General features: G+C 65.6%; 17 protein-coding genes and 1 pseudogene. 14 read left to right on the forward strand and 4 right to left on the reverse strand.

The genetic code is table 11. From position 1 onward, the window contains the following. The first annotated feature begins 46 nt into the window (after positions 1-46). The 9 genes and pseudogenes from IVA81_RS07835 to IVA81_RS07875 all read left to right on the forward strand — a co-directional run bounded on the left by IVA81_RS07835 (position 47) and on the right by IVA81_RS07875 (position 11,711). Complete coding sequence (locus IVA81_RS07835; protein ID WP_247314397.1) at positions 47-412, forward strand: DUF559 domain-containing protein; 366 nt, start codon at positions 47-49, stop codon at positions 410-412. 89 nt (positions 413-501) lie between these two features. Continuing rightward, positions 502-1,638: a DNA replication/repair protein RecF gene (gene recF, locus IVA81_RS07840; RefSeq protein WP_247314399.1), complete on the forward strand. Its 1,137-nt coding sequence runs from the start codon at positions 502-504 to the stop codon at positions 1,636-1,638. Between the two features lie 108 nt (positions 1,639-1,746). Continuing rightward, positions 1,747-2,475 (forward strand): annotated as a pseudogene (locus IVA81_RS07845) (hypothetical protein); the annotation flags it as partial. A gap of 55 nt (positions 2,476-2,530) precedes the next feature. Next, positions 2,531-4,696, forward strand: coding sequence for a hypothetical protein (locus IVA81_RS07850; protein ID WP_247314401.1), 2,166 nt, complete (start codon positions 2,531-2,533; stop codon positions 4,694-4,696). Positions 4,697-5,084: 388 nt separating this feature from the next. Then, the gene (gyrB, locus tag IVA81_RS07855) at positions 5,085-7,520 is read left to right on the forward strand and encodes a DNA topoisomerase (ATP-hydrolyzing) subunit B (protein WP_247314403.1); all 2,436 of its coding nucleotides are present in this window, start codon (positions 5,085-5,087) and stop codon (positions 7,518-7,520) included. Between the two features lie 202 nt (positions 7,521-7,722). Beyond that, positions 7,723-8,190: a hypothetical protein gene (locus tag IVA81_RS07860; protein WP_247314405.1), complete on the forward strand. Its 468-nt coding sequence runs from the start codon at positions 7,723-7,725 to the stop codon at positions 8,188-8,190. A gap of 123 nt (positions 8,191-8,313) precedes the next feature. Continuing rightward, on the forward strand, positions 8,314-9,609 hold the full coding sequence (gene murA / locus IVA81_RS07865) for a UDP-N-acetylglucosamine 1-carboxyvinyltransferase (protein WP_247314407.1): 1,296 nt from the start codon (positions 8,314-8,316) through the stop codon (positions 9,607-9,609). Between the two features lie 222 nt (positions 9,610-9,831). Continuing rightward, a complete protein-coding gene (locus tag IVA81_RS07870; RefSeq protein WP_247314409.1) occupies positions 9,832-11,226 on the forward strand; it encodes an MATE family efflux transporter in 1,395 nt (464 codons plus the stop codon). Further along, the gene (locus IVA81_RS07875) at positions 11,223-11,711 is read left to right on the forward strand and encodes a DUF2867 domain-containing protein (protein ID WP_247314411.1); all 489 of its coding nucleotides are present in this window, start codon (positions 11,223-11,225) and stop codon (positions 11,709-11,711) included. The genes IVA81_RS07870 and IVA81_RS07875 overlap by 4 nt, the downstream gene beginning before the upstream one ends. A 1-nt stretch (position 11,712) precedes the next feature. On the opposite strand, the gene IVA81_RS07880 is transcribed toward IVA81_RS07875, so the two are convergent. Further along, positions 11,713-12,828: an FUSC family protein gene (locus tag IVA81_RS07880; RefSeq protein WP_247314413.1), complete on the reverse strand. Its 1,116-nt coding sequence runs from the start codon at positions 12,826-12,828 to the stop codon at positions 11,713-11,715. A 117-nt stretch (positions 12,829-12,945) separates the two neighbouring features. Between IVA81_RS07880 and IVA81_RS07885 the strand changes: the two genes are divergently transcribed. Beyond that, a complete protein-coding gene (locus tag IVA81_RS07885) occupies positions 12,946-14,313 on the forward strand; it encodes an MmgE/PrpD family protein (protein WP_247314415.1) in 1,368 nt (455 codons plus the stop codon). 192 nt (positions 14,314-14,505) lie between these two features. On the opposite strand, the gene IVA81_RS07890 is transcribed toward IVA81_RS07885, so the two are convergent. Together IVA81_RS07890 and IVA81_RS07895 are read right to left on the reverse strand one after the other, a co-directional pair. Next, positions 14,506-15,930, reverse strand: coding sequence for a serine hydrolase (locus IVA81_RS07890; protein ID WP_247314417.1), 1,425 nt, complete (start codon positions 15,928-15,930; stop codon positions 14,506-14,508). A gap of 210 nt (positions 15,931-16,140) precedes the next feature. Next, positions 16,141-17,202: a helix-turn-helix domain-containing protein gene (locus IVA81_RS07895; RefSeq protein ID WP_247314419.1), complete on the reverse strand. Its 1,062-nt coding sequence runs from the start codon at positions 17,200-17,202 to the stop codon at positions 16,141-16,143. 327 nt (positions 17,203-17,529) lie between these two features. Here IVA81_RS07895 and IVA81_RS07900 point away from each other — a divergent pair, with 327 nt between their 5' ends. The 4 genes from IVA81_RS07900 to IVA81_RS07915 all read left to right on the forward strand — a co-directional run bounded on the left by IVA81_RS07900 (position 17,530) and on the right by IVA81_RS07915 (position 22,497). Continuing rightward, entirely contained in the window at positions 17,530-18,447 is a 918-nt protein-coding gene (locus IVA81_RS07900) for a pirin family protein (RefSeq protein WP_247314421.1), read from the forward strand. Between the two features lie 91 nt (positions 18,448-18,538). Further along, positions 18,539-19,453, forward strand: a complete 915-nt coding sequence (locus IVA81_RS07905) for a phosphoribosylaminoimidazolesuccinocarboxamide synthase (RefSeq protein ID WP_247314423.1) — start codon at positions 18,539-18,541, stop codon at positions 19,451-19,453. A 334-nt stretch (positions 19,454-19,787) separates the two neighbouring features. Continuing rightward, complete coding sequence (locus IVA81_RS07910; protein ID WP_247314424.1) at positions 19,788-22,004, forward strand: SulP family inorganic anion transporter; 2,217 nt, start codon at positions 19,788-19,790, stop codon at positions 22,002-22,004. 217 nt (positions 22,005-22,221) lie between these two features. Continuing rightward, positions 22,222-22,497: a hypothetical protein gene (locus tag IVA81_RS07915; RefSeq protein WP_247314427.1), complete on the forward strand. Its 276-nt coding sequence runs from the start codon at positions 22,222-22,224 to the stop codon at positions 22,495-22,497. Between the two features lie 52 nt (positions 22,498-22,549). On the opposite strand, the gene IVA81_RS07920 is transcribed toward IVA81_RS07915, so the two are convergent. Continuing rightward, the gene (locus tag IVA81_RS07920; protein ID WP_247314429.1) at positions 22,550-24,043 is read right to left on the reverse strand and encodes an NAD-dependent succinate-semialdehyde dehydrogenase; all 1,494 of its coding nucleotides are present in this window, start codon (positions 24,041-24,043) and stop codon (positions 22,550-22,552) included. Positions 24,044-24,170 lie beyond the last annotated feature (127 nt).

Below are 24,170 nucleotides of genomic sequence, written 5' to 3' on the forward strand. Positions count from 1 at the left end.
AGGGCAGCTCCGCTGGCGGATACAAACTCAGTCGGGTGAGGGGTTGGTGCCGCAGGATCCGTCCCATCGGCCGGTCCCCAAACCTCTCCGCCAATTCGCGAAGAATATGCGGCACGAACCGACGGATGCGGAAGGCGCAATGTGGCGCTTGCTGAGGGACCGTCGCCTCTCCACATTCAAGTTTCGTCGACAGGTTCCGTTCAAGAACTACATTCTCGATTTTGTCTGCTTCGAGAAGCGCCTTGTGATCGAGATCGACGGCAGCCAGCACGCAGATTCACAACGCGATGTCGCTCGTGACGCAGCCCTCTCCGCTGAAGGCTTTGCCATTGCGCGTTATTGGAACAATGAGGTGCTACAACAGCCCACTTCTGTGTTGGAAGACGTCCTTGCAAAGCTTGCCGGGCGGTAAGATACCCCTCACCCATCGCCTCACTTCGTGCGGCGCCACCCTCCCCCACAAGGGGGAGGGGAAGCCAAGCCCGGCAATGACAGAGTGACATGACCCCCTCCCGCATTCATCGCCTGACGCTGACGCATTTCCGCAATTATCGGGCGGCGGGGCTCGAGACGGCGGCTGACATGGTGGCGCTGGTTGGGCCCAATGGGGCGGGCAAGACCAATTGCATCGAGGCGATCTCGTTTCTGTCGCCGGGACGTGGCTTGCGGCGGGCAACGCTGGAAGACGTCGCCGACAACCAGGGCGACGGCTCCTGGGCGGTGTCGGCGCAGGTCGAGGGCGCGCTGGGACTGGCGACGCTCGGCACCGGCATCGATGCGCCGCGGCCCGACAGCGCGGTGAGCCGGCGCTGCCGCATCGACCGCGAGCCGGTGGGATCGGCCGCATCCTTCGGCGATCACATCCGCATGGTCTGGCTGACGCCGGCGATGGATGGGCTGTTCATGGGCGCGGCGTCCGAGCGGCGGCGCTTCTTCGACCGCCTGGTGCTCGCCATCGACAGCGATCATTCCAGCCGCATCTCCGCGCTTGAACGCTCTCTGCGCTCGCGCAACCGCCTGCTCGAAACCCGCAATTACGACGACCATTGGTGTGACGCGATCGAGCGCGAGACCGCCGAGCTTGCGGTCGCGGTCGCGGCAACGCGCGGCCAGACCGCAGCGAGGCTCACCGGCATGCTCAATGCGCGCGCGCAGGCCTCCGCCTTTCCCTCAGCGCAAATCGCGCTCGACGGCTGGATGGAGAACGCGCTGCTCCAGGAGACTGCGACGTCGGTCGAGGACCGCTACCGGCAGATCCTGCGCGACAACCGTCCGCGCGACGCCATCGCCGGCCGCACCACCGACGGACCGCATCTGACCGATCTCCAGGTGATCTATGCGCCCAAGAGCATGCCGGCGCGCGACGCCTCCACCGGCGAGCAGAAGGCGCTGCTGATCGGCCTCGTGCTGGCGCATGCGACGCTGGTGGCGGAAATGACCGGCATCGTGCCGCTGCTGCTGCTCGACGAGGTCGTCGCCCATCTCGATCCTAGCAGGCGCGCCGCGCTGTTCGACGAGCTGAAGAAGCTCGGCGCGCAGGTGTGGCTGACCGGCGCGGACCCTGCCGCGTTCGCCGAGATCGGCGCCGGAGGCGAAGTCTTCGACGTCGAGAGCGGACAGGTCTCGGCCCGAAGGTAGGCCGACGGGTTGAACCCGCTCGGTTTCATCAGCGACTAGCTGCTTGAGGCCGCTGGCAGCGGCCATCGCGCCGAACTCGGACACGCGCGATATCCTTGGAGCATGAGCATGACGACGGTGAGGCATGGGGCGCGAGCCCCGGCACGATGGCGGGTGTTTGCGTACGGCTTCGTCCTACTTGCGATGTGCCTGCTCGCGGCCAGCGCCGGCGCCTCGCTGCCGCATCTGTTTCCGACGACGCTCACGCTGGATTCCGATGCCAAGCTGCCCGCACCGACCCGTTACAGCTATAGAGGAATTCACACCACGCTGATGCGGGGCGTCGAAGCGCCGCTCCGCGTCAGGCTGGAAGCCACCGTACCCGCAGGGCTCGGCGACGTCCTCGCCTTCTACCGCACCGAGCTTCGAAAGCTCGGCTGGCAGGAACAGCATGACGCTGTGGTCAGCGCCGACCACGTCCAGCTCGCCTTCGTCTCGCCGCTGGGACCGGCCGCGTTGAAGCTCGACCGCAAGGATTCCGGCACATCGGTCCATCTCGTGCAGAAGAACGCGGAGACGGCGACCAAAGCGAACGTCCTGCCCGAGCCCGGCCAGGCGAAGCTGGTGTTCAGCAACATCGGCGAAAAGGAAGCCGTGCTTGAGATCAACGAGCAAACCATCCCGCGCCGGGCCGGCGCGAACGCGGTCGCGCTTGACCTCGTGCCCGGCAAATATCCCTACAGGCTGGGCGTGCCGGGCTATCCGGCCACGACGAACATCCTCAGTGTCGCAGCCGGCGATACCTGGGAGCTCACGGTCGGGCGCGATGGCGACGCCTGGCCACCGCTGCAGCTGTACTGCCTGCCAATGCGCGAGGGCAGGACGACCCGCGCGACATCCAGGAGTTTTGACGATGCCGATGATCCGGCGCGGGGCGCAAGTCCCGGCAAGATGGCTGCTGCTTGCCTGCGGCATTATCGCGATGGCGAGCACCTCGCGTCCGGCGGGCGCCGCAGACGAAGGCATCGTCGACGTCCACGCGCTGCCGCGGCTCGAGGGCGCGGTGGAGGACACCTCGCGTCCCGATCCCTACCGCGTCGAATATCGCATGCCGACGCCCCAAGCCGCGACATCGCCGGCGGTGCGCAAACTGCTGAGCGCCGAGGGCTGGGTGCCCTATGTTCTGCCGCTGGAAGAGAAGAGCGCCGCGCTGAAATTCAAGAAGGGGCGGCAGGGACTTTCGGTTCACTTCACGCAGGCGCTCGGCCGGCCGGACCAGTCCGTGTTCTATTACACGACCGACCGGATCTATTCGAACGTGCCGTTCCCCGACGGCGCGAGCGACCTCGTATTCGACGGCACAAGACCCTATCTCGGCTGCATCGCGCCCAGCGCGCTCGATGCGACCTCGGAGTTCTTTGCGAAGGACATGGCGGCGATGGGATGGCGCAAGCTCACGCCCGAGACGGCGGCGCGCTGGCCGAATGCTGATCTCAGCGAGATCGTCCCGAACGGCGTGCGCGTCTTCTACGATCATCCCGACGGCGACACGACGCAGTTCTACAAGCAGAAACCGGTGATGCTGACCCTGACGCGCCGCGACGACGGCCGCACCAATGTCGAGATCAGGGTGGCGCCGTTCGCACTGCCCCAAGAACTCGAGGCCGACGACGACATGGCCGGCCTGCCGCGGCCCAAGCCGACCAAATCTGCGCGAGGCCTTGGCAGCGCCAGCTCCAACAAGCGCGAGATCAGCGCCGCCGCGATGGCCGAGCTGCCCGCCGTGCTCGCCTTCTATCATCGCGAGCTCGCCGCGCGCGGCTGGCAGGAGGATGGTAGCGCGCCGCTCGCCCCCGGCGACGAGGTCGCGCTCAAGATCTCGAACGCCGAGGAGACCGGCGTGCTGCGGCTCGGCCGCAAATATGATTTCACCATGGTCAGCCTGACCGCGCAGGTGAAGGAATCAGCGCTGGCCGCCCGCGCCAAGGCGAAGAAGGAGGCCGACGAGAGGTTCCTCGGCGATGCCTTGGGTGCGGCTCAGAAGCTCATCGCTGCCGATGAGGCCAGGCGCAAAACGCAGGCCGTCTCCCTGTCGGACACGCCACTCAATGAGCTCGCCGACAGCAAGACGCCGGTGCCGCTGCCCGAGAATGCCGAAGGCGTGACGTTCGAAGGCGGCGGCGGCCGGCTGGAATTCACCTCGGCGTCGAGCGTGAAGGCGCTCAGCAGCTTCTATCGCACGGCGCTGAAGAGCTCGGGGTGGAAGGAGCAGCCCTCCGTCATCAACCAGCCCAACATGGCGGTGATGGCGTTCTCCAAGGGCGGCAAGTCGATCTCGATGACCGTGATGCAGATGGGTCCGAAGGTGAATGTCCGGGCCGACGGATCGGGCCTGGTGACGGAAGCGGCCAAGCCTGCGGCCACTGCAGAAGTGGAAGTACAGGCCAAATCCTCCGAGCCGCTCAAGCCAGATCCTGACTCCCAACTGCCCGTGCCGACGCAGCGTTCGTCGAAATCGCTTGCCACCACGAAGATCCCCGGCGGCGAGGCGCCGCTCCGCCGCGAGCTGACAGCCAGCATCGCGGCGCCGCTCCAGGATGTCCTCGCCTTCTACCGTGCGGAGCTGTCCAAGCTCGGCTGGCAGGAAAAGACCGACGGCGCGACCGTGTCCGCAGACCACGCGCAGATCGACTTCACCTCGCCGCAGGGACCCGCCGTGCTCAAGCTCGACCGGGCCAAGGGGGAGACCACGGTCAATCTGGCGCAGAAGAATTCCGATGCTGCGGCCAAGGCCGACATCATGCCGAAGGCGGGACAAGCGAGGCTTATGCTCGGAAATATGGGACCGAACGAGGCCTCGCTGACGATCAACAAGCAGACGGTGAAGATCGCGGCCGGCGCCGGCGGCCCGCGATCACCGAAGGGCCCGATGCTCGATCTGCCGCCGGGCAAGTACCAGTACGCGCTGCGCCTGCCCGGGCAGCCCGCCCGCACCGAGGCCCTCACCGTTGCCGCCGGCGAGGCCTGGGGCCTGTTGGTGGGGCCGAGCGGGGACGTGCTGCCGCTTCAGATGTACTAGCGCTACGCTCCCAGCTTTTCCGCATCGTCGTGGCCGGGCTTGTCCCGGCCATCCACGTCTTCCCCACGGCGCCAAAGGACGTGGATGCCCGGGACAAGCCCGGGCATGACGGCATCTGATTAGGCCGCACCAAGATAGCCCGGAACCACCCTTCCCGATCCCGCAAAAACACGCCTTTTGAGCCCCGAACCGAGCCCCCGAATCGGGCTTTTCGCAAGCCTCGGAATCGGCTTTCAAAAGCCTTGAAAACTCGCCTAAAAACCCTATCTGCTCAAAGGGTTGCCGGAAGATACTTTGCGCTAGGCGCAAACCCTCTTTCATGGCACAAATAGCCTGCAGATCAGCGCCTTTTGCGCCGCTGATTCGGGCGACATTTCGAAGGCCTCTCATGACAGAACCTGCTCGGCAGCCCGCTGCCGAAAACGAGCCCTCCACCGCGAGCGAATACGGCGCGGAATCGATCCGCGTGCTCAAGGGTCTCGATGCCGTCCGCAAGCGCCCGGGCATGTATATCGGCGATACCGACGACGGCTCCGGCCTGCACCACATGGTGTATGAGGTCGTCGACAACGCGATCGACGAAGCGCTCGCGGGCCACGCCACGCGCGTCGATGTCGTGCTCAACGCCGACAATTCCGTCACCGTGCGCGACGACGGCCGCGGCATCCCCGTCGACATCCACAAGGGCGAAGGCATCTCGGCAGCCGAGGTCATCATGACCCAGCTCCATGCCGGTGGAAAGTTCGACCAGAATTCCTACAAGGTCTCCGGCGGCCTGCACGGCGTCGGCGTCTCCGTCGTCAACGCGCTGTCGAGCAAGCTCGTGCTGCGCATCTGGCGCGACAACAAGGAGCATACCATCGAGTTCGCCCATGGCGATGCCGTTGCACCGCTCAAGGTCGTCGGCGATGCGCCGGGCAAGCGCGGCACCGAGGTGACGTTCCACGCTTCCCCCGAGACCTTCAAGAACATCGAATACGACTTCGCAACGCTCGAGCACCGGCTGCGCGAGCTCGCCTTCCTCAATTCCGGCGTCAACATCGCCCTCTCCGACATGCGTCACGCGGTCGAGAAGCGCGAGGAGATGCACTATTCCGGCGGCGTCGAGGAATTCGTCAAATATCTCGACCGCAACAAGAAGGCGATCGTGCCGGCGCCGATCATGGTGCGCGCGGAAGCCAACGGCATCGGCGTCGAAGCCGCGCTGTGGTGGAACGACAGCTACCACGAGAACGTGCTGTGCTTCACCAACAACATCCCGCAGCGTGACGGCGGCACCCATCTGGCCGGTTTCCGTGGCGCGCTGACGCGCCAGGTCAACGGCTATGCCGAGGCCAACGCGAAAAAGGAAAAGATCGCGCTGACCGGCGACGACTGCCGCGAAGGTCTCACCGCCGTGCTGTCGGTGAAGGTGCCGGATCCGAAATTCTCGTCGCAGACCAAGGACAAGCTGGTGTCCTCGGAAGTGCGCCCCGTGGTCGAGAACGTCCTCAACGAGGCGCTCCAGGCCTGGTTCGAGGAGCATCCGAGCGAAGCCAAGATGATCGTCGGCAAGGTGATCCAGGCCGCAGCCGCCCGCGAAGCCGCGCGCAAAGCCCGCGAGCTGACGCGCAAGAGCCCGCTCTCGGTCTCCTCGCTGCCGGGCAAGCTCGCCGACTGCCAGGAGAAGGATCCGGCCAAGTCCGAGCTCTTCATCGTCGAGGGCGACTCGGCAGGCGGCAGCGCCAAGCAGGGCCGCAACCGCGAATTCCAGGCCGTCTTGCCGCTCCGCGGCAAGATCTTGAACGTCGAACGCGTGCGTCCCGACAAGATGCTGGGAAGCGAGCAGATCGGCACGCTGATCACCGCGCTCGGCACCGGCATCAGCGACGAGTTCTCGATCGAGAAGCTACGCTATCACAAGATCATCGTGATGACGGACGCCGACGTCGACGGCGCCCACATCCGCACCCTGCTGCTCACTTTCTTCTACCGCCAGATGCGCGACATCATCGACGGCGGCTATCTCTATATCGCCCAGCCGCCGCTCTATAAGGTCTCACGCGGCAAGTCCGAGCAGTATCTGAAGGACGAGCGGGCGCTGGAAGACTATCTGATCGACGCCGGCCTCGACGACTGCGTCTTCATTCCCGGCACCGGCGGCGACCGCACCGGCCGCGACCTGCGCTCGCTGGTGGACGACGCGCGCGTGGTTCGCAGCATTTTGCGCAATCTGCACAGCCGCTACAACCGCAAGGTCATCGAGCAGGCCGCCATCACCGGCGTGTTGAACAAATCGATCTACGGCAATCCCGAGAACGCCGCTGCCGCCGCACAATACATCGCGAGCCGGCTGGACAACCAGGCCGAGGAAGTCGAACGCGGCTGGATCGGACAATTCGTGGAAGGCCAGGGCTTCCAGTTCGAGCGCACCGTGCGCGGCGTCAAGGAAACCGCTGTTATCGACGACGCCTTCCTCGGATCGGCCGAAGCCCGGAAGCTCGACGAGTACACGACGAAACTCCAGGACATCTATGCCCGCTCCGGCAAGCTGCGGCGGAAGGATACCGAGCACATGGTCCATGGCCCGGTCGACCTGTTCGAGGCGGTGACCGAAGCCGGCCGCAAGGGCATCTCGCTGCAGCGCTACAAAGGTCTCGGCGAGATGAACCCGGAGCAGCTCTGGGAGACGACGCTGGATACCGACGTGCGCTCGCTGCTGCAGGTGAAGGTCAAGGAGGTCGACGAGGCCGACGATATCTTCACCAAGCTGATGGGCGACGTGGTCGAGCCGCGCCGCGACTTCATCCAGGAACACTCGTTGAGCGCGACGATCGATATCTAGCGCTTCCTGCTTCAACAGCGTCATGGCGGGGCTTGACCCGGCCATCCACGCCTTGCTCCGCGGAACGAAGACCGTGGATGCCCGGGACAAGCCCGGGCATGACGGCTAGGCCAATCCCGGAATCCCTGAACCTCGCCTCCCGCCGTCGCGACGAAACGGCATGATCCCGCAAGGCCGATTTCCGGCCGGGAAACCTCACGCCATGACCGCCTCCGCAACGACCAGTTCCGCCGTGCCATCCCGCCGCCTCGGCATCATCGGCAGCATTGTCGGTGTGCTGGCGCTGATGGCGGCGGTGCTGCCGCGTTGGGTCGTGCCGATCGTGTTTCCCCCGCCGCCGGCGGATAAGGTGATCGTCGACACCGGGCATCGCATCAAGGACCGCGTCATCGCGAAGGTGAAGGGCGTGGAGTATCAGGCCCCGAAGGTCGAGAAATCCACGGGGCGAAGCTGGAGCGAAACCGCGTCGGTCACCGCGATCTCGCTCGGCCTGCTCGCCATCCTGCTCTCGGTCCTCTCGCTGATCTTCAGGGAAGAACGGCTCCTCGCCGCCGTCGCCGCCGCGCTCGGCACCGGCGCCATCGCGATCGAAATCTCCTTCGTCATGATCGGTGCGCTGATCCTGATCGCGATCCTCTATGTGGTGGGGAACATCATCGGGTTATTCTAAGAGCTGCCGCCTGCCACAAGCTCCAGATCGATGGGCGGGCACGGCCAGCACAATTGCTCCCGCGCTCAATTCTCTGTAGTTTCCGCTCCGAAACAGCCCACCCAACAGGACAGCGAGAACCAAGTGGCGCCCATCCAATACATCGTCGAGGGCGGTCACCGGCTCTCGGGCTCGATCGAGCCATCCGGCAACAAGAATTCGGCGCTGCCGATCATCGCAGCCGCGCTGCTCACCGAGCATCCGGTGACGCTGGAGAACGTGCCGCGGATCCGCGACACCGAGACGCTGGTCGAGCTGATCCGCTCGGTCGGCGCGTCGGCGGAATGGACCGCGCGCAATACGCTGCACATCCACGCCAAGAGCATCCGAGCCGCCGACCTCGATCCCGAGTTGTGCGTGCGCATCCGCGCCTCGATCCTGCTCGCGGGCCCCCTGCTCGCGCGCTGCGGCGAAGTGATGCTGCCGCCGCCCGGCGGCGACGTCATCGGCCGCCGCAGGCTGGATACGCATGTGCTGGCTTTGGAACAGCTCGGCGCGAAAGTCACCGCGACCGACCGGCTCGAATTCCGCGCGCCCAAGCTTGCCGGCGCCGACGTGTTCCTGGACGAGCCGAGCGTCACCGCGACCGAGAATGCGCTGGTGGCGGCGGTCGCCGCCGACGGCGTCACCCATTTGCGCAACGCGGCCTCCGAGCCGCATGTGCAGGATCTCGCCAACTTCCTGGTCGCGCTCGGCGCGAAGATCGAGGGCATCGGCACCAACACCATGATCGTGCATGGGCCGGCAACGCTGGGCGCTGCGACCTATCGGATCCAGCCCGACCACATCGAGGTCGGCTCGCTGATCGGGCTCGCCGCCGTGACGCGCTCGCCGCTGCGCATCACGCGCGCCGGCGTCGAGCACCTGCGCTCGGTCCGCATGGGGTTCGAGCGGCTCGGCATCGTCTGCCGCGTCGAGGGCGACGACCTGATCGTGCCGTCGAACCAGACGCTGAAGATCCAGGACGATTTCGGCGGCCACGTGCCGAAGCTGGAAGATCAGCCCTGGCCGGCCTTCCCGGCCGACCTGATGTCGATCGCGATCGTCACCGCCACGCAATGCGAGGGCGTGATCCTGATGTTCGAGAAGATGTTCGAATCGCGGATGTTCTTCGTCGACAAGCTGATCGCGATGGGCGCGCGCATCGTGCTGTGCGACCCGCATCGCGCGATCATCGCAGGACCCAGCCGCCTGCACGGCGCGACCATGACCTCGCCCGACATCCGCGCCGGCATGGCCATGCTGCTGGCGGCCGTGTGCGCCCAAGGCACCTCCACCATCAACAACGCCGACCAGATCGAGCGCGGCTACGAGCGCATCGAGGAGCGGCTCAACGCACTGGGCGCGAAGATCAAGCGCGTGCCGGAGCGGAAGGGCTGAGGCACTTTCTTCTCTTGAGGGAGAAAGTAGCGCGAAGCGCACAGTATCGTAGGGTGGGCAAAGCGAAGCGTGCCCACCACGTCTCTCGAAATCCTTGATGATGGTGGGCAGGGCGCAAGTGCGCCTTTGCCCACCCTACGGTACCGAGCTAGCGGATAGATCCCCTCGCCGTCCTACTCTCGAGGCCATGTTTTCGTCGCTCGGCTGTGCTATTCACCCGCCATGCTCGACACCGTGCAACATCATTCGCAGCCGCAAGCCGGCATGCCGCCAAACCATCTCGCGCAAGAATTCGTCGAGACGCTGCGGCTGGCCGTGCCGTTGATGCTGACGCAGCTCGGGCAGATCGCGATGATCACGACCGATCTCGCGTTGATCGGTCGGCTCGGTGAGGATGCGGTGGCCGCGGCGGCGCTGGCGCATACGGTCTATTTCGTCAGCTTCACCTTCGGGCTCGGGCTGATGGCCGCGGTGTCGCCGCTGGCCGCGCAGGCCTTCGGCGCCGGCGATGTCAGGCTGATCCGCCGCTCCTTGCGCGTCGGGCTGTGGGTCGCGCTGCTGATCTCGCTGCCGATGATGGCCTCGCCGCTCTATGGCGAACAGATCCTGCTCGCGCTCGGACAGGCGCCGCAACCAGCCGGTCTCGCCCAACGCTATCTGAACGGCCTCGCCTGGGGCATCGCACCGGCACTCGGCTTCATCGCGGTGCGCAGCATGATGAGCGCGGTGAACCGGCCGCAGCCGCCGCTGTGGATCACGCTGGCGGCGATCCCGGTCAATGCCGCGCTGGTCTATGCCCTGATCCACGGCCTGTTCGGCCTGCCGGAGCTCGGCCTGTTCGGCGCGGGACTTGCGACCACGATGGTCAACCTCGGCACGTTCGTCGCGGTGCTCGCCATCGCGGGGCTGCGCAAGCCGTTTTCGGACTACCGCCCGCTCGCCCGCCTCTGGCGGATCGACTGGCCTCTGATGCGCCAGCTGATCGCGATCGGCGCGCCGATCTCGTTTTCGCTGCTGCTTGAGTATGGCCTGTTCTCCTCGGCGGCGCTGCTGATGGGATTGATCTCGACCGCCGCGATTGCCGCGCATCAGATCGCGCTGCAGATCACCGCCGTGCTGTTCATGGTGCCGCTCGGCATCGGCATGGCGGCAACGGTGCGGGTCGGCCACGCCTTCGGCCGCGGCGATCCGGCGGCGGTAAGGCGCGCCGGGTTGGCCGCAGCCGTGCTCGGCGTCGGATTGGTCTCCGCCCTGACGATCGCCATCATCCTCGGCCGCTACCAGCTGGGCCGGCTGTTCTTCGGCAGCGGCGCCGAGAGCGCGGCCACCGTCGAGCTGACTGCGACGCTGCTGCTGGTCGGCGCCACCTTCTTCATCGCCGACGGCCTCCAGACCATCATGGGCGGCGCGCTGCGCGGCATCAACGACACCAGGATGACGCTGCTGTTCGCTGCGATCGGCTATTGGGGCATCGCCTTTCCGATCGCCTGGGTGCTGGCCTTCAACGCCGGCCTCGGCGCGGTCGGCGTCTGGGTCGGGTTTTCGGTCGGGACGTTCGTCTATGCCGGGCTGCTGATCTTGCGCTTCCGGATGCTGACGCGCAGATTGGCGGGATGAACGAGACCGTCCGCGAAGTCGCACCCGAGGTCGATGCCAGCACGCTGCTATCAGGCGCGCAGTTCGCCGACGCGTTTCGCGTCGAGATCGGCGCAGCACAAGTGAATGCCCGCGAGGCCTGCACCCGGATGGTGCTGCACGGGCCGCGCTGGATCGATACGCTGCTGAGCCTGCGCAACATTCTGGTGACGCCGTTCGGGCTGAAGACATCGGGTGAAGGCGCGCCGGCGCCGGGCGGATTGATCGGCCTGTTTCCGGTGTTGAGCGAAACGCCCGAGCGGCTGGTCGCCGGCTTCGACGATTCTCATCTGGATTTCCGCATCGTCGTCGACGTGGCGGGCGCTGCGGCGAGCCGTCGGGTGACCTCGACCACGCTGGTGCGGACGCATAATCTCCTCGGCCGGACCTATCTCACCCTCATCACGCCCTTCCACAAGCTGGTGGTCCGCAGCATGATGGGACGGATCATAGGGCCCGCGCGCTAGCTCATTCAGCGGCCCGCGCCGGTTTGCCCGCCGCAGCCTCCGACCATTCGCCGACGACGCGATCGAGATCGCAGAGATTCTGGTGCATCTGCTCCAGCGAGAAGCCGAGCGCGAAGAAACGCTCGGCGGTGTCGCCGGCATGACCGCGGATCAGGCCGTCCTGACGCACGGCGGCGACCGCTTCGGCATAGTGCTGAAGCGCGACATGGACGGGATGGATCGGCGGCGCGCCGGCGCCTTCGCGCAAGGCGCTAGCTGCCGAACGCAGGAAGCGCGCGATCGCGGTCGACACTTCCGTCAAGGGAGACGCGAGCCGCGTCTGCACCTCGATCGGCAGCGGCACCACAGTGGCGCGGCCGATCATCACGACATCATGGCGCAACCGCAGCACGGTTCGCAGCAGCGGACCGGTGTCCGGGCCGCTCGAGAGCCGCGCGGCGCGCTCGCGCTCGGCCTCGGTGCCGATCGCATTGAGACCAACCATCGCGGTGCCGATGCCGTCCTGAATCCGGTGCAGCGCGTCATTGTCGCGGCCGCGGGTGAGGCCCGCGAGCAGCTCGGTGAAGGCATCAGCGATCAGCTCGAGCAGCGTGGCTGCGCTGGCGCGGATCTGCCGCACCGCGCGCGAGGGCAGCACTAGGAACGAAACCAGCAGCCCGGTGATGGCACCGACCGCGACCTCGCTGACGCGGTCGATCGCCGAGGTCATGGGATCGGAATGATGCATGGTCGGAACCAGCAGCACGATCACGGCGGTCACGGTGGCCGCGCTCAGGCTCGGATTGATCGCGGCGATGAAGGCGAGCGGGGCGACTGACAGCACCAGCAATCCAAGCAGCCCGGCTTCGCTGGAATAAGGGATCAGGATCGCGATGGCACCGCCATAGATCGCGCCGCCGATGGTGCCTAGCATGTAGTCGCGCGTCGCCTTCAGCGAGCGGCCGACGCTCATCTGGGTCACGATCAGCGAGGTCAGGACCGCCCAGAGCGGCAACAGCAGATGCAGCGCGGTGGCGATCGCATAGGCCGCGGTCGCGGCGACCGTGACCCGGATCGCGAGCCCCAGTTGCGTCCGCCGCGACCTGATCCGGTCGAACAGCTGCCTTACGCGCGTCATACGGAAAATCCCGATCCTCTTACGCCAGGCAAAAGCATGGCTGATGCCCGCGGCCGCAAGGCCGCTTGAAAGGCCAAATCAGCCCGCCTAACTTGCGCGCCAAAACGAGGAAACACGATGGCTCACGAAACCGCAACGCTCGCCGCCTATGTCTTTAACCTGAAATACCAGGATATTCCGGCAGAGGTGCTGGATCGCGCAAAAGTGCTGACGCTGGACTTCCTCGGCAGTGCCATCCGGGCGCGGCGCGAGGCGGAATCGACCCCGTCGATGCTGAAAATGCTGGAAGCGCTGGCACTCGACACCAAGGGCGAATCCACCGTGTTCGGCGACAGCAAGACCTGGACGCCGGCAGTCGCCGCGCTGCTCAATGGCGCGCTCGGCCATTCCCTCGATTTCGACGATACCCACGCCGATTCCTCGCTGCATCCGAGTGCGCCGGTGGTTTCCGCCGCCTTCGCCGTCGGCGAGATGGTCGGCGCCTCCGGACGCGACGTCTTGACCGCGATCGTGGCGGGCTATGAGGTCTGCTGCCGTCTCGGCAATGCGCTCGATCCGACCTCGCATTATGCGCGCGGCTTCCACCCGACCGCGACCGCCGGCACCTATGGTGCGGCTGCAGCGGCCGGAAAGCTGTTCGGCCTCTCCGAGCAACAACTCATCGCCGCCTTCGGCGTCTCCGGCAGCCAGGCCGCAGGCTCGCTGCAATTTCTGGTCAACGGCGCCTGGAACAAGCGTTACCAGGTCGGCGCCGCCGCGATGAACGGGGTGATCGCCGCGACGCTGGCGCGCAACGATTTCGTCGGCGCTGCGGAATCGGTCGAGGGCAAGCACGGCCTGCTCGCCGGCTACACCGACAATGCGCATCCGGACAAGGCGGTCGCCGAGCTCGGCAAGACCTACGAGACCATGAAGATCGGCGTAAAGCCGTATCCGAGCTGCCGCTACACCCACGCCGCCATCGATGCGCTGATCGCGATGCGGCGCGAGCACAATCTGACGCCCGACCAGGTCAAGCGCGTCGAGATCGGGCTGCACCGCAACGGCATCACGCTGACCGGCGATGCCGCCACCAAACGGCATCCGACCTCGATCGTCGGCGGACAGTTCTCGATGTTCTTCACCGGCGCGCTCGCGCTCGACCAGGGTTCATTCGGCTGGGACGATTACAGCCGCCTTGGCGACGCCGCGATCGACGCGCTCGCCGACAAGTTCGACGTGGTGCAGGACGATCGGCTCGAGATCGGCCGCACGCATCCGTTTGGGGCGCGCGTGAGTATCACGACTGACGACGGTGTGCATGAGCGGCTCTATGCCGATCCCTCGGGTGAGCCGAGCTCCTTCCCCGACGCGCAGGCGATGCAGCAGAAGTTTCTGACCTTGGCGCGCCCGGTGCTGAACGCGCGGGCGGAGAAATTTGCCGATGCGATCATGACGCTGGAGCGGTTCGATCGCGTGGCGCAGGCGACGGAGCTGGGGAGGTAATCAAGTCTCTCCGCGCAGACGGTGCACCCTCGCCCCTTGTGGGAGAGGGTGGATGCGCGAAGCGCAGCCGGGTGAGGGGTATGTCTCCGCAAACGCTTCAGCAGATGAGTTTGCGGAGACATACCCCTCATCCGGCGCTTCGCGCCACCTTCTCCCACAAGGGGAGAAGGAAGAAGGCGCGGCACTTCGCTCTCAATTCGCCCCCGCCATTTTTCCCTTCTCGCGCGTCGCGGCCACCACGTCGCGCACCAGATCGAACACGCCGTCCGCTTGCGGCGGTCCGTTCGGCGAGCGTCCCATCCGCACGATCACCAGCTTCTCGGACGGAATCACGATGGTGTATTGCCCGATCGTGCCTTTGGCGAAGAACGCGTCGCGTGGCCAGCCGTGCCCTACGCGAAATTTTGCACCAAAGCTGTCGCCCTGGTTGGTCCAGAAGCCGGCGCCTATGCCGACCCACGCGTTCGGTGTCGGCGAGGCCGTGTAGTTCACCCAACCCTCGGGCAGGATGCGTTTGCCGCCGGCGACGCCGTCATTGAGATAGAGCTGGCAGAAGCGCGCCCAGTCGCGCGCCGATGCCACCATTTCACTCGAGCCCTCGATCGTGCCGGCACCGTCGAGCTGGAGCGTGACATGGCGCATGCCGAGCGGGGCGAACAATTCGCGGCGCGCGAAGGCAAGCGCATCTGCGGAATTTCCGCCGGCAGCATCGCGGATCAGATGCGAGAGGATGAGCGTGTTGCCGTCGTGATAGTTCCACGCCGCACCCGGCCCAGTCTCGAGCCGGATGCTCTCGGCATAGGCAGCCTTGTCCGATTCAACGAACTTCATCCGGTTGACCGGCTCGAAGGCGGAGCCGAGCGAAGCCTCAAGCGAACTGCCAAGTGCAAGGCCGGCGGTGTGGCGCAGAAGCTGATCGATCGTGATGGCGTGGCGCGGATCGTCAGGATGTTTCCAGGCAGCGACCGGCGCGGGCCCGTCGAGCTTCAGCTTGCCCTGGCGCACCAGCACGCCTGTTAGCGCCGAAATCATCGATTTCGTCATGGAGAAGCCGAGCAGCGGCGTCTCCGGTCCGACGCCGTCGGCATAGCGCTCGGCGATGACGCGGCCAGACTTCATGACAACGACAGCACGGGTGCGCCGATAAGGCGGCTGAGCCGGCTCGGCGAAGGCGCGGTCGAGTGCGGCAGCAAGCTCCTCGCTCTGCGGCGCCACGATCGCAGGGCCCGCGATCTGCGGCAGCAGCGCCGGCTGCCCGTCCTCCACAGGCACCTTTACATCGGCGAGCGGCGCGCCATTGTCGAGCGTACAGCCGAGCCCCTCGCGATAAATGGCGTGGCTGCGGCCGATCCCGAACAACGTCACCGTGACGTCCTTGCGGACCCGGTCGACCCGGTAGTCCATCGCCCAGGTGATCAGCCCGGTGCCGGGCATGGCATCGGTGGTTTCCGTGAAAGTGCGCCGGGGATCGAGGCCGGAGACAAAGGTCTCCGAGCACAGGATGTCGGCGACGAAGCCGGTCGCTATCTTGGGCACGTCGCGGGCGCGCGCCGCGCCGAGCGCGAGGCCGGCACAGATGGTGACGGTGAGAACGGTGATCTTGCGACGGTGGGGCACGTGCTTTCTCCGGCTGAGGGACGTGCCGGGGAGGAAGCGTAATGCCGACGGTCAATGCTCGCCGGATTTGAAAAATCGGCTGGTTAAAGTCGGAGGGGACTTGGTCGATTCTGGAATTACACTGCAACTCCAAATCCTTAGCGGGCAGTGCGTCACCGCGGCGGCGGTGCGCTCCCTCACCCCGTTCTCACGAGGAGAGGTTAAGGGGGCTCACGCCGCGTTCACCTTCAGCCGTCGGTACTCCGTCGGCGTCACGCCCGTGACCGCCTTGAAGGCGCGGTTGAACGGCCCCAGAGACTGGAAGCCAGCGTCCATGGCGATGGTGATGACGGGCACCTCGGCCTGGGCGGGATCGGCGAGCGCGGCCTTGGCCTCCTCGATCCGGTGATTGTTCAGGAACACATTGAAGTTGCGGTAGCCGAGGCGCTGGTTGATCAGCCGGCGCAGGCGGTATTCGGGAATCTTCAGCCGGCCCGCCAGCGCGCCGATGGTGATGTTCTCCTGTCGATAGATCCGCTCTTCCGCCATCAGTCGCATCAGGGCGTCGATGAGCTTTCGATCGGCGGCGTCCTCGGTGGCTTGCGGAGAGAAAACGACCGCCGGTGCGGCCTTCGCTTCGAGCGGAAACAGATCGCTGGCATCGACGCGCATCATGGCGTAGGCGATGGCCGCGACGATGCAGGCGAGCACGCCGGCATTGATCGCATCGGCGGCCTCGCCGACGCGGGACCCCGCGACGGAGATCTGAAGCAGCGCATTCACCCCGCCGTAGAGCGCGCCGGCACCGACGATGAAGACGCGAACGCGACGGCGGCGCTCGACCAGGTCGGCAGGCCACGAGGCGATCGTCTGCCCGATCGCAAGCGCGATGAAACCGAGGACGATCAGGTTGACCATCGTCACCGAGAAGCGCACGTGGCCGCTTGGCGCAATCCAGACACAGCCTGCGAAGCTGAACGCCGTCACAAGCGCCCAGACCCATCCGTGCCACCAGCGGAGGTGAAACTCGTCGTCGAACAGCGCACGCGTGAACAGCCAGAACACCACGATGTTGCCGGTCGACAGCGCGATCAACGGCGCGTGCGACGCCGGGACCCGCGACGTGACATCCACCGAGTAGCTCACCGCATGCGCGGCCAGGCCCAGTGCGAGCGCCGCACCAAGCCGCCCCGCCAGAACGTTGCGGAAATCGGCGACCAATGATGCCGCCAGCACCAGCAGCAGCGCGACGCTGGCGGCGCGAAAGGCAAGCTCGGTTGTGGCAAGGGTCATCGGATGATGCAATTGGCCGCAGTTAGAAGCAGCCGAACATCGTTTGTTGTGCCGGCTTTTTCAAGGACCATCCTCATTCACTGTCATCGCCCGGCTTTCCAGATCGTAGGGTGGGCAAAGCGAAGCGTGCCCACCGATCTTCTCGACCGGAGAAGGATGGTGGGCACGGCGCTGACCCGCCTTTGCCCACCCTACAGCCTGGCATCGCCGAGCATGCCTGCGGAGTGCTGCGCTGTCGCACCCGTGACGTCTGCCCCGGGCTTTGTCGCGACGGCGCTGCGAAATCCTGCTACGATCGCGCCCAAGAAAGTCAAAAAGGAGTCCCCCATGAGCTGGCAACCCTCGAACGATCCCGTGCTCGGCGATCCCATGTCCTGCGACGCGCTCGATCTCGTCATCGTGCCGCGCACGCGTGATCTCGGCGACGGATTCGCGGTGCGGCGCGCGTTGCCGCATGGCAAGCGGCAGATGGTCGGGCCGTTCATCTTCTTCGACCATTTCGGACCGGTGCAGTTCGTCTCCGGCAAGGGCATGGACGTGCGGCCGCATCCGCATATCGGGCTCGCCACCGTGACCTATCTGTTCGATGGCGCGATCATGCATCGCGACAGCGAGGGCAATGTCCAGGAGATCGCACCCGGCGCGATGAATTTGATGACGGCCGGGCGCGGCATCGCCCATTCCGAGCGCACGCCGGATGCACAGCGCGCCTCGGGCCAGAAGATGCTCGGCTTGCAGAGCTGGATCGCGCTGCCGGCGGGATCCGAAGAGATCGCGCCGTCATTCCAGCACTACGGCGCGGGCGATTTGCCGATGATCTCCGAACGCGATTTTACCGCGCGGGTGATCGCAGGCTCGTCCTTCGGCATCGCCTCGCCTGTCACGATGGTGTCGCCCTGGTTCTACACCGAGGTCACGGCGGTCGCGGGCGCGAGCGTACCGCTCGATCCCGATCATGAGGAGCGCGCGATTTACGTGGTGGAGGGCGAGGTCGAGATCGCGAACGAGCGCTATGAGGGGCCGCGGCTCCTGATCTTCCGGCCCGGCGACCGTATCACGGTGAAGGCGCTGAAGGCGACGCGGATGATGTTTCTCGGCGGCGATGCACTGGAGGGCCCGCGCCACATCTGGTGGAATTTCGTCTCCTCCAACAAGGAGCGGATCGAACAGGCCAAGCAGGACTGGAAAACCGGCCGCTTCGCCGCAGTTCCGCAGGAACATGAGTTCATTCCACTGCCGGAATAGGCTAATCCGGTTTCCGGCTGCGCCATCAGACGCGGCCGGATGTCCTGCCTGAAAGTCTTGCCTGAAAGCCTTGTCTGCGAAAGATTTGCCGATGACCACCATGCTCTCCAGCGACCTGCCCCTGACCAAGACCGGACGCGGCAAGGTGCGCGATATCTACGACGTCGACGGCGACCGCCTGCTGCTCGTCACCACCGACCGCATCAGCGCCTTCGACGTCGTGATGGGCGAGACCATTCCGATGAAGGGGGCGGTGCTGACCCAAATCAGCGCCTGGTGGTTCAACGAACTCGAAGGCGTGGTGCCGCATCACATGATCAGCGCCGACACCGACGCAATCATCGCCGCCGTGCCGGCCTTGAAACCGCACCGCGCCGAGATTCTCGGCCGTGCCATGCTGTGCAAGCGCACCACAGTATTCCCGATTGAGTGCGTGATCCGCGGCTATCTCTCGGGCTCTGCCTGGAAGGAGTACGCAGCTTCCGGCACGCTCGCCGGCGAGAAGCTGAAGGCCGGCCTCGTCGAGAGCGAGAAGCTGGAGCCTTCGATCTTCAGCCCGGCGACCAAGGCCGAGAGCGGCCATGACGAGAACATCACCATTGCGAAGATGCGCACCGTGGTCGGCGACGAGGTCGCCTACACGCTGGAGAGCATGACGCGCGCGATCTACACGCTCGGCGAGGAGCTGGCGCGCGAGCAGGGCATCATCATCGCCGACACCAAATTCGAGTTCGGCCGTGACAAGGACGGCCGCATCATCCTGATCGACGAGGTGATGACCCCGGATTCCTCGCGCTTCTGGGCGGCCAGTGCCTACAAGCCGGGCCAGCCGCAGGCGAGCTTCGACAAGCAACCGCTGCGCGACTATCTCGACGTCGAGCGCCGCGCCAGCCGCTGGAACGGCGACGCCCCGCCCCCGCCGCTGCCGGCGAGCGTGGTGGACGCAACCAGCAAGCGGTACCTGGAGGCGTATCGCCGCGTGACGGGGAAAGAGCTGAAGATTTAGGCGCGGCTGCTGCGTCTGGCTCCGTCATTGCGAGGAGCCCTTGCGACGAAGCAATCCAGACTGCCTCTGCGGATGGATTTCTGGATTGCTTCCGCCTTCGCCGAAGGCTTCGGCGGACAAGTCGCTTCGCTCGCAATGACGCGGAGGGACCGGTGCGTCTGTCCCCTATCCCCAATCCGGCTTTGTCGGCCCATCCGCCTGCCGCATATGATCGGCCGTTCACACGGGGCACACGCAGAAACTGTCAGATACTTCATAGTACCAAGAATCCAGTTGCGTTAAGCCCGCAGTCGTCTACGTCTCAGACTGACTTTTCAGGAGCGAGCGCAACGGCGTGACCGATCCAGCAATTATTTTCAGTCCGGCTGCTCGATTCAACCCGGCCGTCAAGCGTGCGCTGAATGACATATTGGGCGGCAGCGCTGCCAGCGTCCTGACCGTCACGTTCGGGCTGTCCTATTCGCTGCTGATATTCGCTGGCCCGCTGTCGCCCTATCTGTCCTACGGAATCGCGGCGACCTTCATCAGCTCCGCGGTGCTTGCCGCCGCCATCGCGCTCGGCAGCTCCCTGCCCTTCGCGATTGCCGCACCCGACAGCTCGACCGCCGCGGTGACGGGAATTTTGATGGCCTCGCTGGTCGAACGCATCGCGGCGGCCGATCCGTCGGCGCCGCTGCTCTCACCCGTCCTGACCACGCTCTGCTTGTCAACTGTGCTGACTGGCGTCGTCTTGTGCGGATTGGGCCTGACGCGGATGGGCCGGGCGATCCGCTACGTACCCTATCCCGTGGTAGGCGGCTTTCTCGGCGCCACCGGGCTCTTGATCGTCACGGGCGCGATCCGGGTGATCACCGACCATCCCGTGCAGCTCGCCACGCTGCCGCGCTTCGCCGACGGCGTCGCATTGTCGGAGCTGGGCGCGGCCTGCGCCATGGCGCTGGTGCTGTATCTGACCTGGCACCGCTCGCGCAGCCCGTTCGGACTGCCGGTCATCCTGGTCGGCGGCGTGCTCACGGCGCATCTGGCGTTCTGGATCTCCGGCATCTCGCCCGACGAAGCCCGCGCGCTCGGCTGGACGTTCCGGCCGCCGCCGGCTGCCTCCTTCATGGTGCCCTGGCACGCCGACGGTTTCATTCAATATCCCTGGTTCGCCGTACCGGACCTGCTCGGCAATCTCGTCGCCGTGATTTTCGTCACCGCATCCAGCACGCTGTTCAACACCACCGGCATCGAGGTGGCCGTGCATCGCGAGGCAAACCTGGAGCGCGAGCTGAACGTCACCGGCACGGCCAACATGCTGACCGGCGTGCTCGGCGGCTATTCCGGTTGCGTCTCGGTGAGCCGCACGATCCTCAATTTCTCCAGCGGCGGCCGCGGCCGCTTGTCCGGCCTCACCGCCTCGGCGTTGTCGCTGCTGATCCTCGCGATCGCGCCCCAACTGCTCGGCTACATCCCGAAATTCGTGCTTGGCGGATTGTTGCTCTATCTCGGCGCCGACCAGCTGCACAAATGGATCGTCGAATCGCGCAGGCGGCTTTCGGAGCTCGAATATCTCTCGCTGATCGCGATCATCGTCATCATCGTCACCTGGGGCTTCGTGCCGGGCATCCTGATCGGCGTGATCATCGGCTGCGCGACCTTTGCCTTCAGCGCGGCGCGGGTGGAGTCGATCAAGTACAGCTTCGACGGATCCGAATACCGCTCCTCGCTCGACCGCTCGCGTGACGACCAGGAGGTGCTGCTGGCCCATGGCGGCAACATCCAGGGGCTCAATCTGCAGAGCTATCTGTTCTTCGGCTCGGCCAACCGGCTCTACCAGCACGTCAAGCGACTGCTGCAGGCGCGCCCGGAGTGCCGCTATCTGCTGTTCGACTTCAAGCTCGTCACCGGCGTCGATTCGTCGGCGGCCTACAGCTTTGCCCAGATCAAGCGCAGCGCGGCCGATCTCGGCGTCGAGCTGATCCTGGTGCACCTGTCGGCCGCGACCGAGAAGGTGCTGCGCTCCAGCGATTTCGTCGGCGAGGGCGTCACCATCATCCCCGAACTCGATCATGCGCTGGAATGGTGCGAGAACGAGATCATCGCACAGCATCAGGGCCTGGTTCAGGAAGAAGCCAGTCTGCGCGGCTGGTTCACAGGGATACTCGACAGCGAGAACGATGCCGACCATCTGATCCGCCGCTGCCAGCGCATCGAGGTCGAGGCCGGCGAGATCATCGTGCAGTCCGGCGATCCCGCCGATTCCATGCATTTCATCCTGGACGGCCGCGTCGGCATTATGGTGCCCGCCGAAGACGATCGCACCACCCGCGTGCGCAGCCTCGGCCGTTACACCACGATCGGCGAGATGGGCCTGGTGTCGCATTCGCCGCGCAGCGCCACGATCCAGGCCGAGGTCGACAGCGTGCTCTACGTGCTCAACACGCATCAGTTCGACGCGATCCGGGACGAGGACCCCGCACTCAGCCACAAGCTACTGACGTATTTCGTGTCGGTGATGGCCGAGCGGCTGACATTCGCAAACCGCACCATCGCGGTGCTGCGGCGGTGATGGGCTCGTAGCCCGGATGGAGCGAAACGCAATCCGGGATCTCGCGATGAGCTGAGAAATCCTGATTTCGCGGAAATTGTCATGGGGCGGCGCTTTGCGCCGACCTTTGGCTCCAACTGGGCTGCGATCTCGACTCCATTGATCCAGATCAAACCGGGAGCCAACGATGAAAGAAAGCTGACCACCTCGGCTTGATACAACAACGAGGGAGATTGCCATGAGGCTGGTCGGCACCAAGCAAACGTTACTTTTTGCAGCCGTTCTGGGCTGCGGAATTTTCGGCTCGACCAACTGGTCAAACGACGCCGGCATCGCGTTCGGCGTTCCAAGCGCTGAAGCCAGGGTCGGCCGGCCGGCAACTCCCGCGAGCGTTGCCGGCGTCGCCCGTCGAACCACGCGACGCGCGGTCGTAGGGGGAGCGGCTGTAGGTGCGGCAGCTGCCGGCGCAGCATGCGTCCGCGTCTATGTGAACGGCGCCTACGTGTGCCGCTGATGCCATTCGCGCCGGCGAATTCAATCGCCGGCGCGCATCGCCGATCGCCGGGTTAGACCCCCGCCATCATCACGTATTTGATCTCGACATATTCTTCCATGCCGTGACGCGAGCCTTCGCGCCCCAGGCCGCTTTCCTTGACGCCGCCGAAGGGCGCGACTTCGGTGGTGATGAGGCCGGTGTTGACGCCGACCATGCCGGACTCCAGCGCCTCGGCGACGCGCCAGACACGGCCGAGATCACGGGAGTAGAAATATGACGCCAGGCCAAACGGCGAGGCGTTGCACATCGCAATGACGTCGGCCTCGTCCTTGAAGCGGATCACCGGCGCGAGCGGACCAAAGGTTTCCTCCTGCGACACCAGCGAGTCCGACTTGACGTCGGCCAGCACCGTCGGCTCGAAGAACGAGCGTCCGAGCTCGCTGCGCTTGCCGCCGGTGACGATTTTGGCGCCGCGCTTGACCGCATCCGCAATGTGGCGCTCGACCTTGTCGACCGCCTTCATGTTGATGAGCGGGCCCTGGGTGACGCCGCTCTCGGTGCCGTCGCCGATCTTCATCGCGGCGACCTTCTTCGACAGCTTCTGCACGAACTCGTCGTAGATCTTGTCCTGGGCGTAGAGGCGGTTGGCGCAGACGCAGGTCTGACCCATGTTGCGATATTTCGAGACGATTGCGCCTTCGACCGCGGCGTCGATGTCGGCGTCGTCGAACACCACGAAGGGCGCATTGCCGCCGAGCTCCAGGCCAAGCCGCTTCACGCCGACGGACGCCTGCTGATAGAGGATCTTGCCGACCGCGGTCGAGCCGGTGAAGCCGACGAAGCGCACCGCCGGATGCTCGCACAGCACCTTGCCGATCGGCGGCGCGTCACCCGTGATGATGTTGAGCACACCCTTGGGGATGCCGGCCTTCTCGGCGAGCACGGCCAGCGCCAGCGCCGACAGCGGCGTTTCATTGGCGGGCTTGAGCACGACGGTGCAGCCGGCCGCGAGCGCGGGTGAAACCTTTCGGGTGATCATCGAGTTCGGAAAATTCCACGGCGTGATGGCGCCGCAGACGCCGCTCGGCTGCTTGATCGCGAGCAGGCGCGCATCGGGCCGCTGCGTCGGGATGGTCTCGCCATAGACGCGGCGGGCTTCCTCCGCGAAGAACTCGATATAGGCGGCGCCGATGTCGACCTCGCCGAGCGCCTCCGAAAGCGGCTTGCCCTGCTCGGAGGTGAGGATCAGCGCGAGGTCTTCGCGATTGGCGATAATCAGTTCGAACCATTTGCGCAGGATGTTGGAGCGCTGCTTGGCGGTATGCTTGGCCCAGGCCGGGAACGCGCGCTCGGCGGCTTCGACCGCCTTGGTCGTATCATCAGCACCAAGCTGCGGAACTTTGGCGAGCTCCACGCCGGTCGCGGGATTGTTGACGGCGAAAACCGGCGAGCCGACCCAGGCGCCGTCGATGTAGCAGGCCTCTTTCAGCAGCGAAGGGTCCTTCAACCGGTCGCGCAGATTGGACGAGGCTTGCGTGGCGCGTGCGGCGGCGGTCGGTGTCATGGCGGACTCCCTGAGGGCGATCGGATCGGCCCGGAATATAGGGATAAGCAGCGCGCAATGCACCGCCCCGTAACGCACATCTGCTGGGGGGCTAAGTTGGGAGCGGCGAACTTATTGTTTGAGCATG

The sequence above is a fragment of the Bradyrhizobium sp. 141 genome (assembly GCF_023074055.1).
Classification (GTDB): domain Bacteria; phylum Pseudomonadota; class Alphaproteobacteria; order Rhizobiales; family Xanthobacteraceae; genus Bradyrhizobium.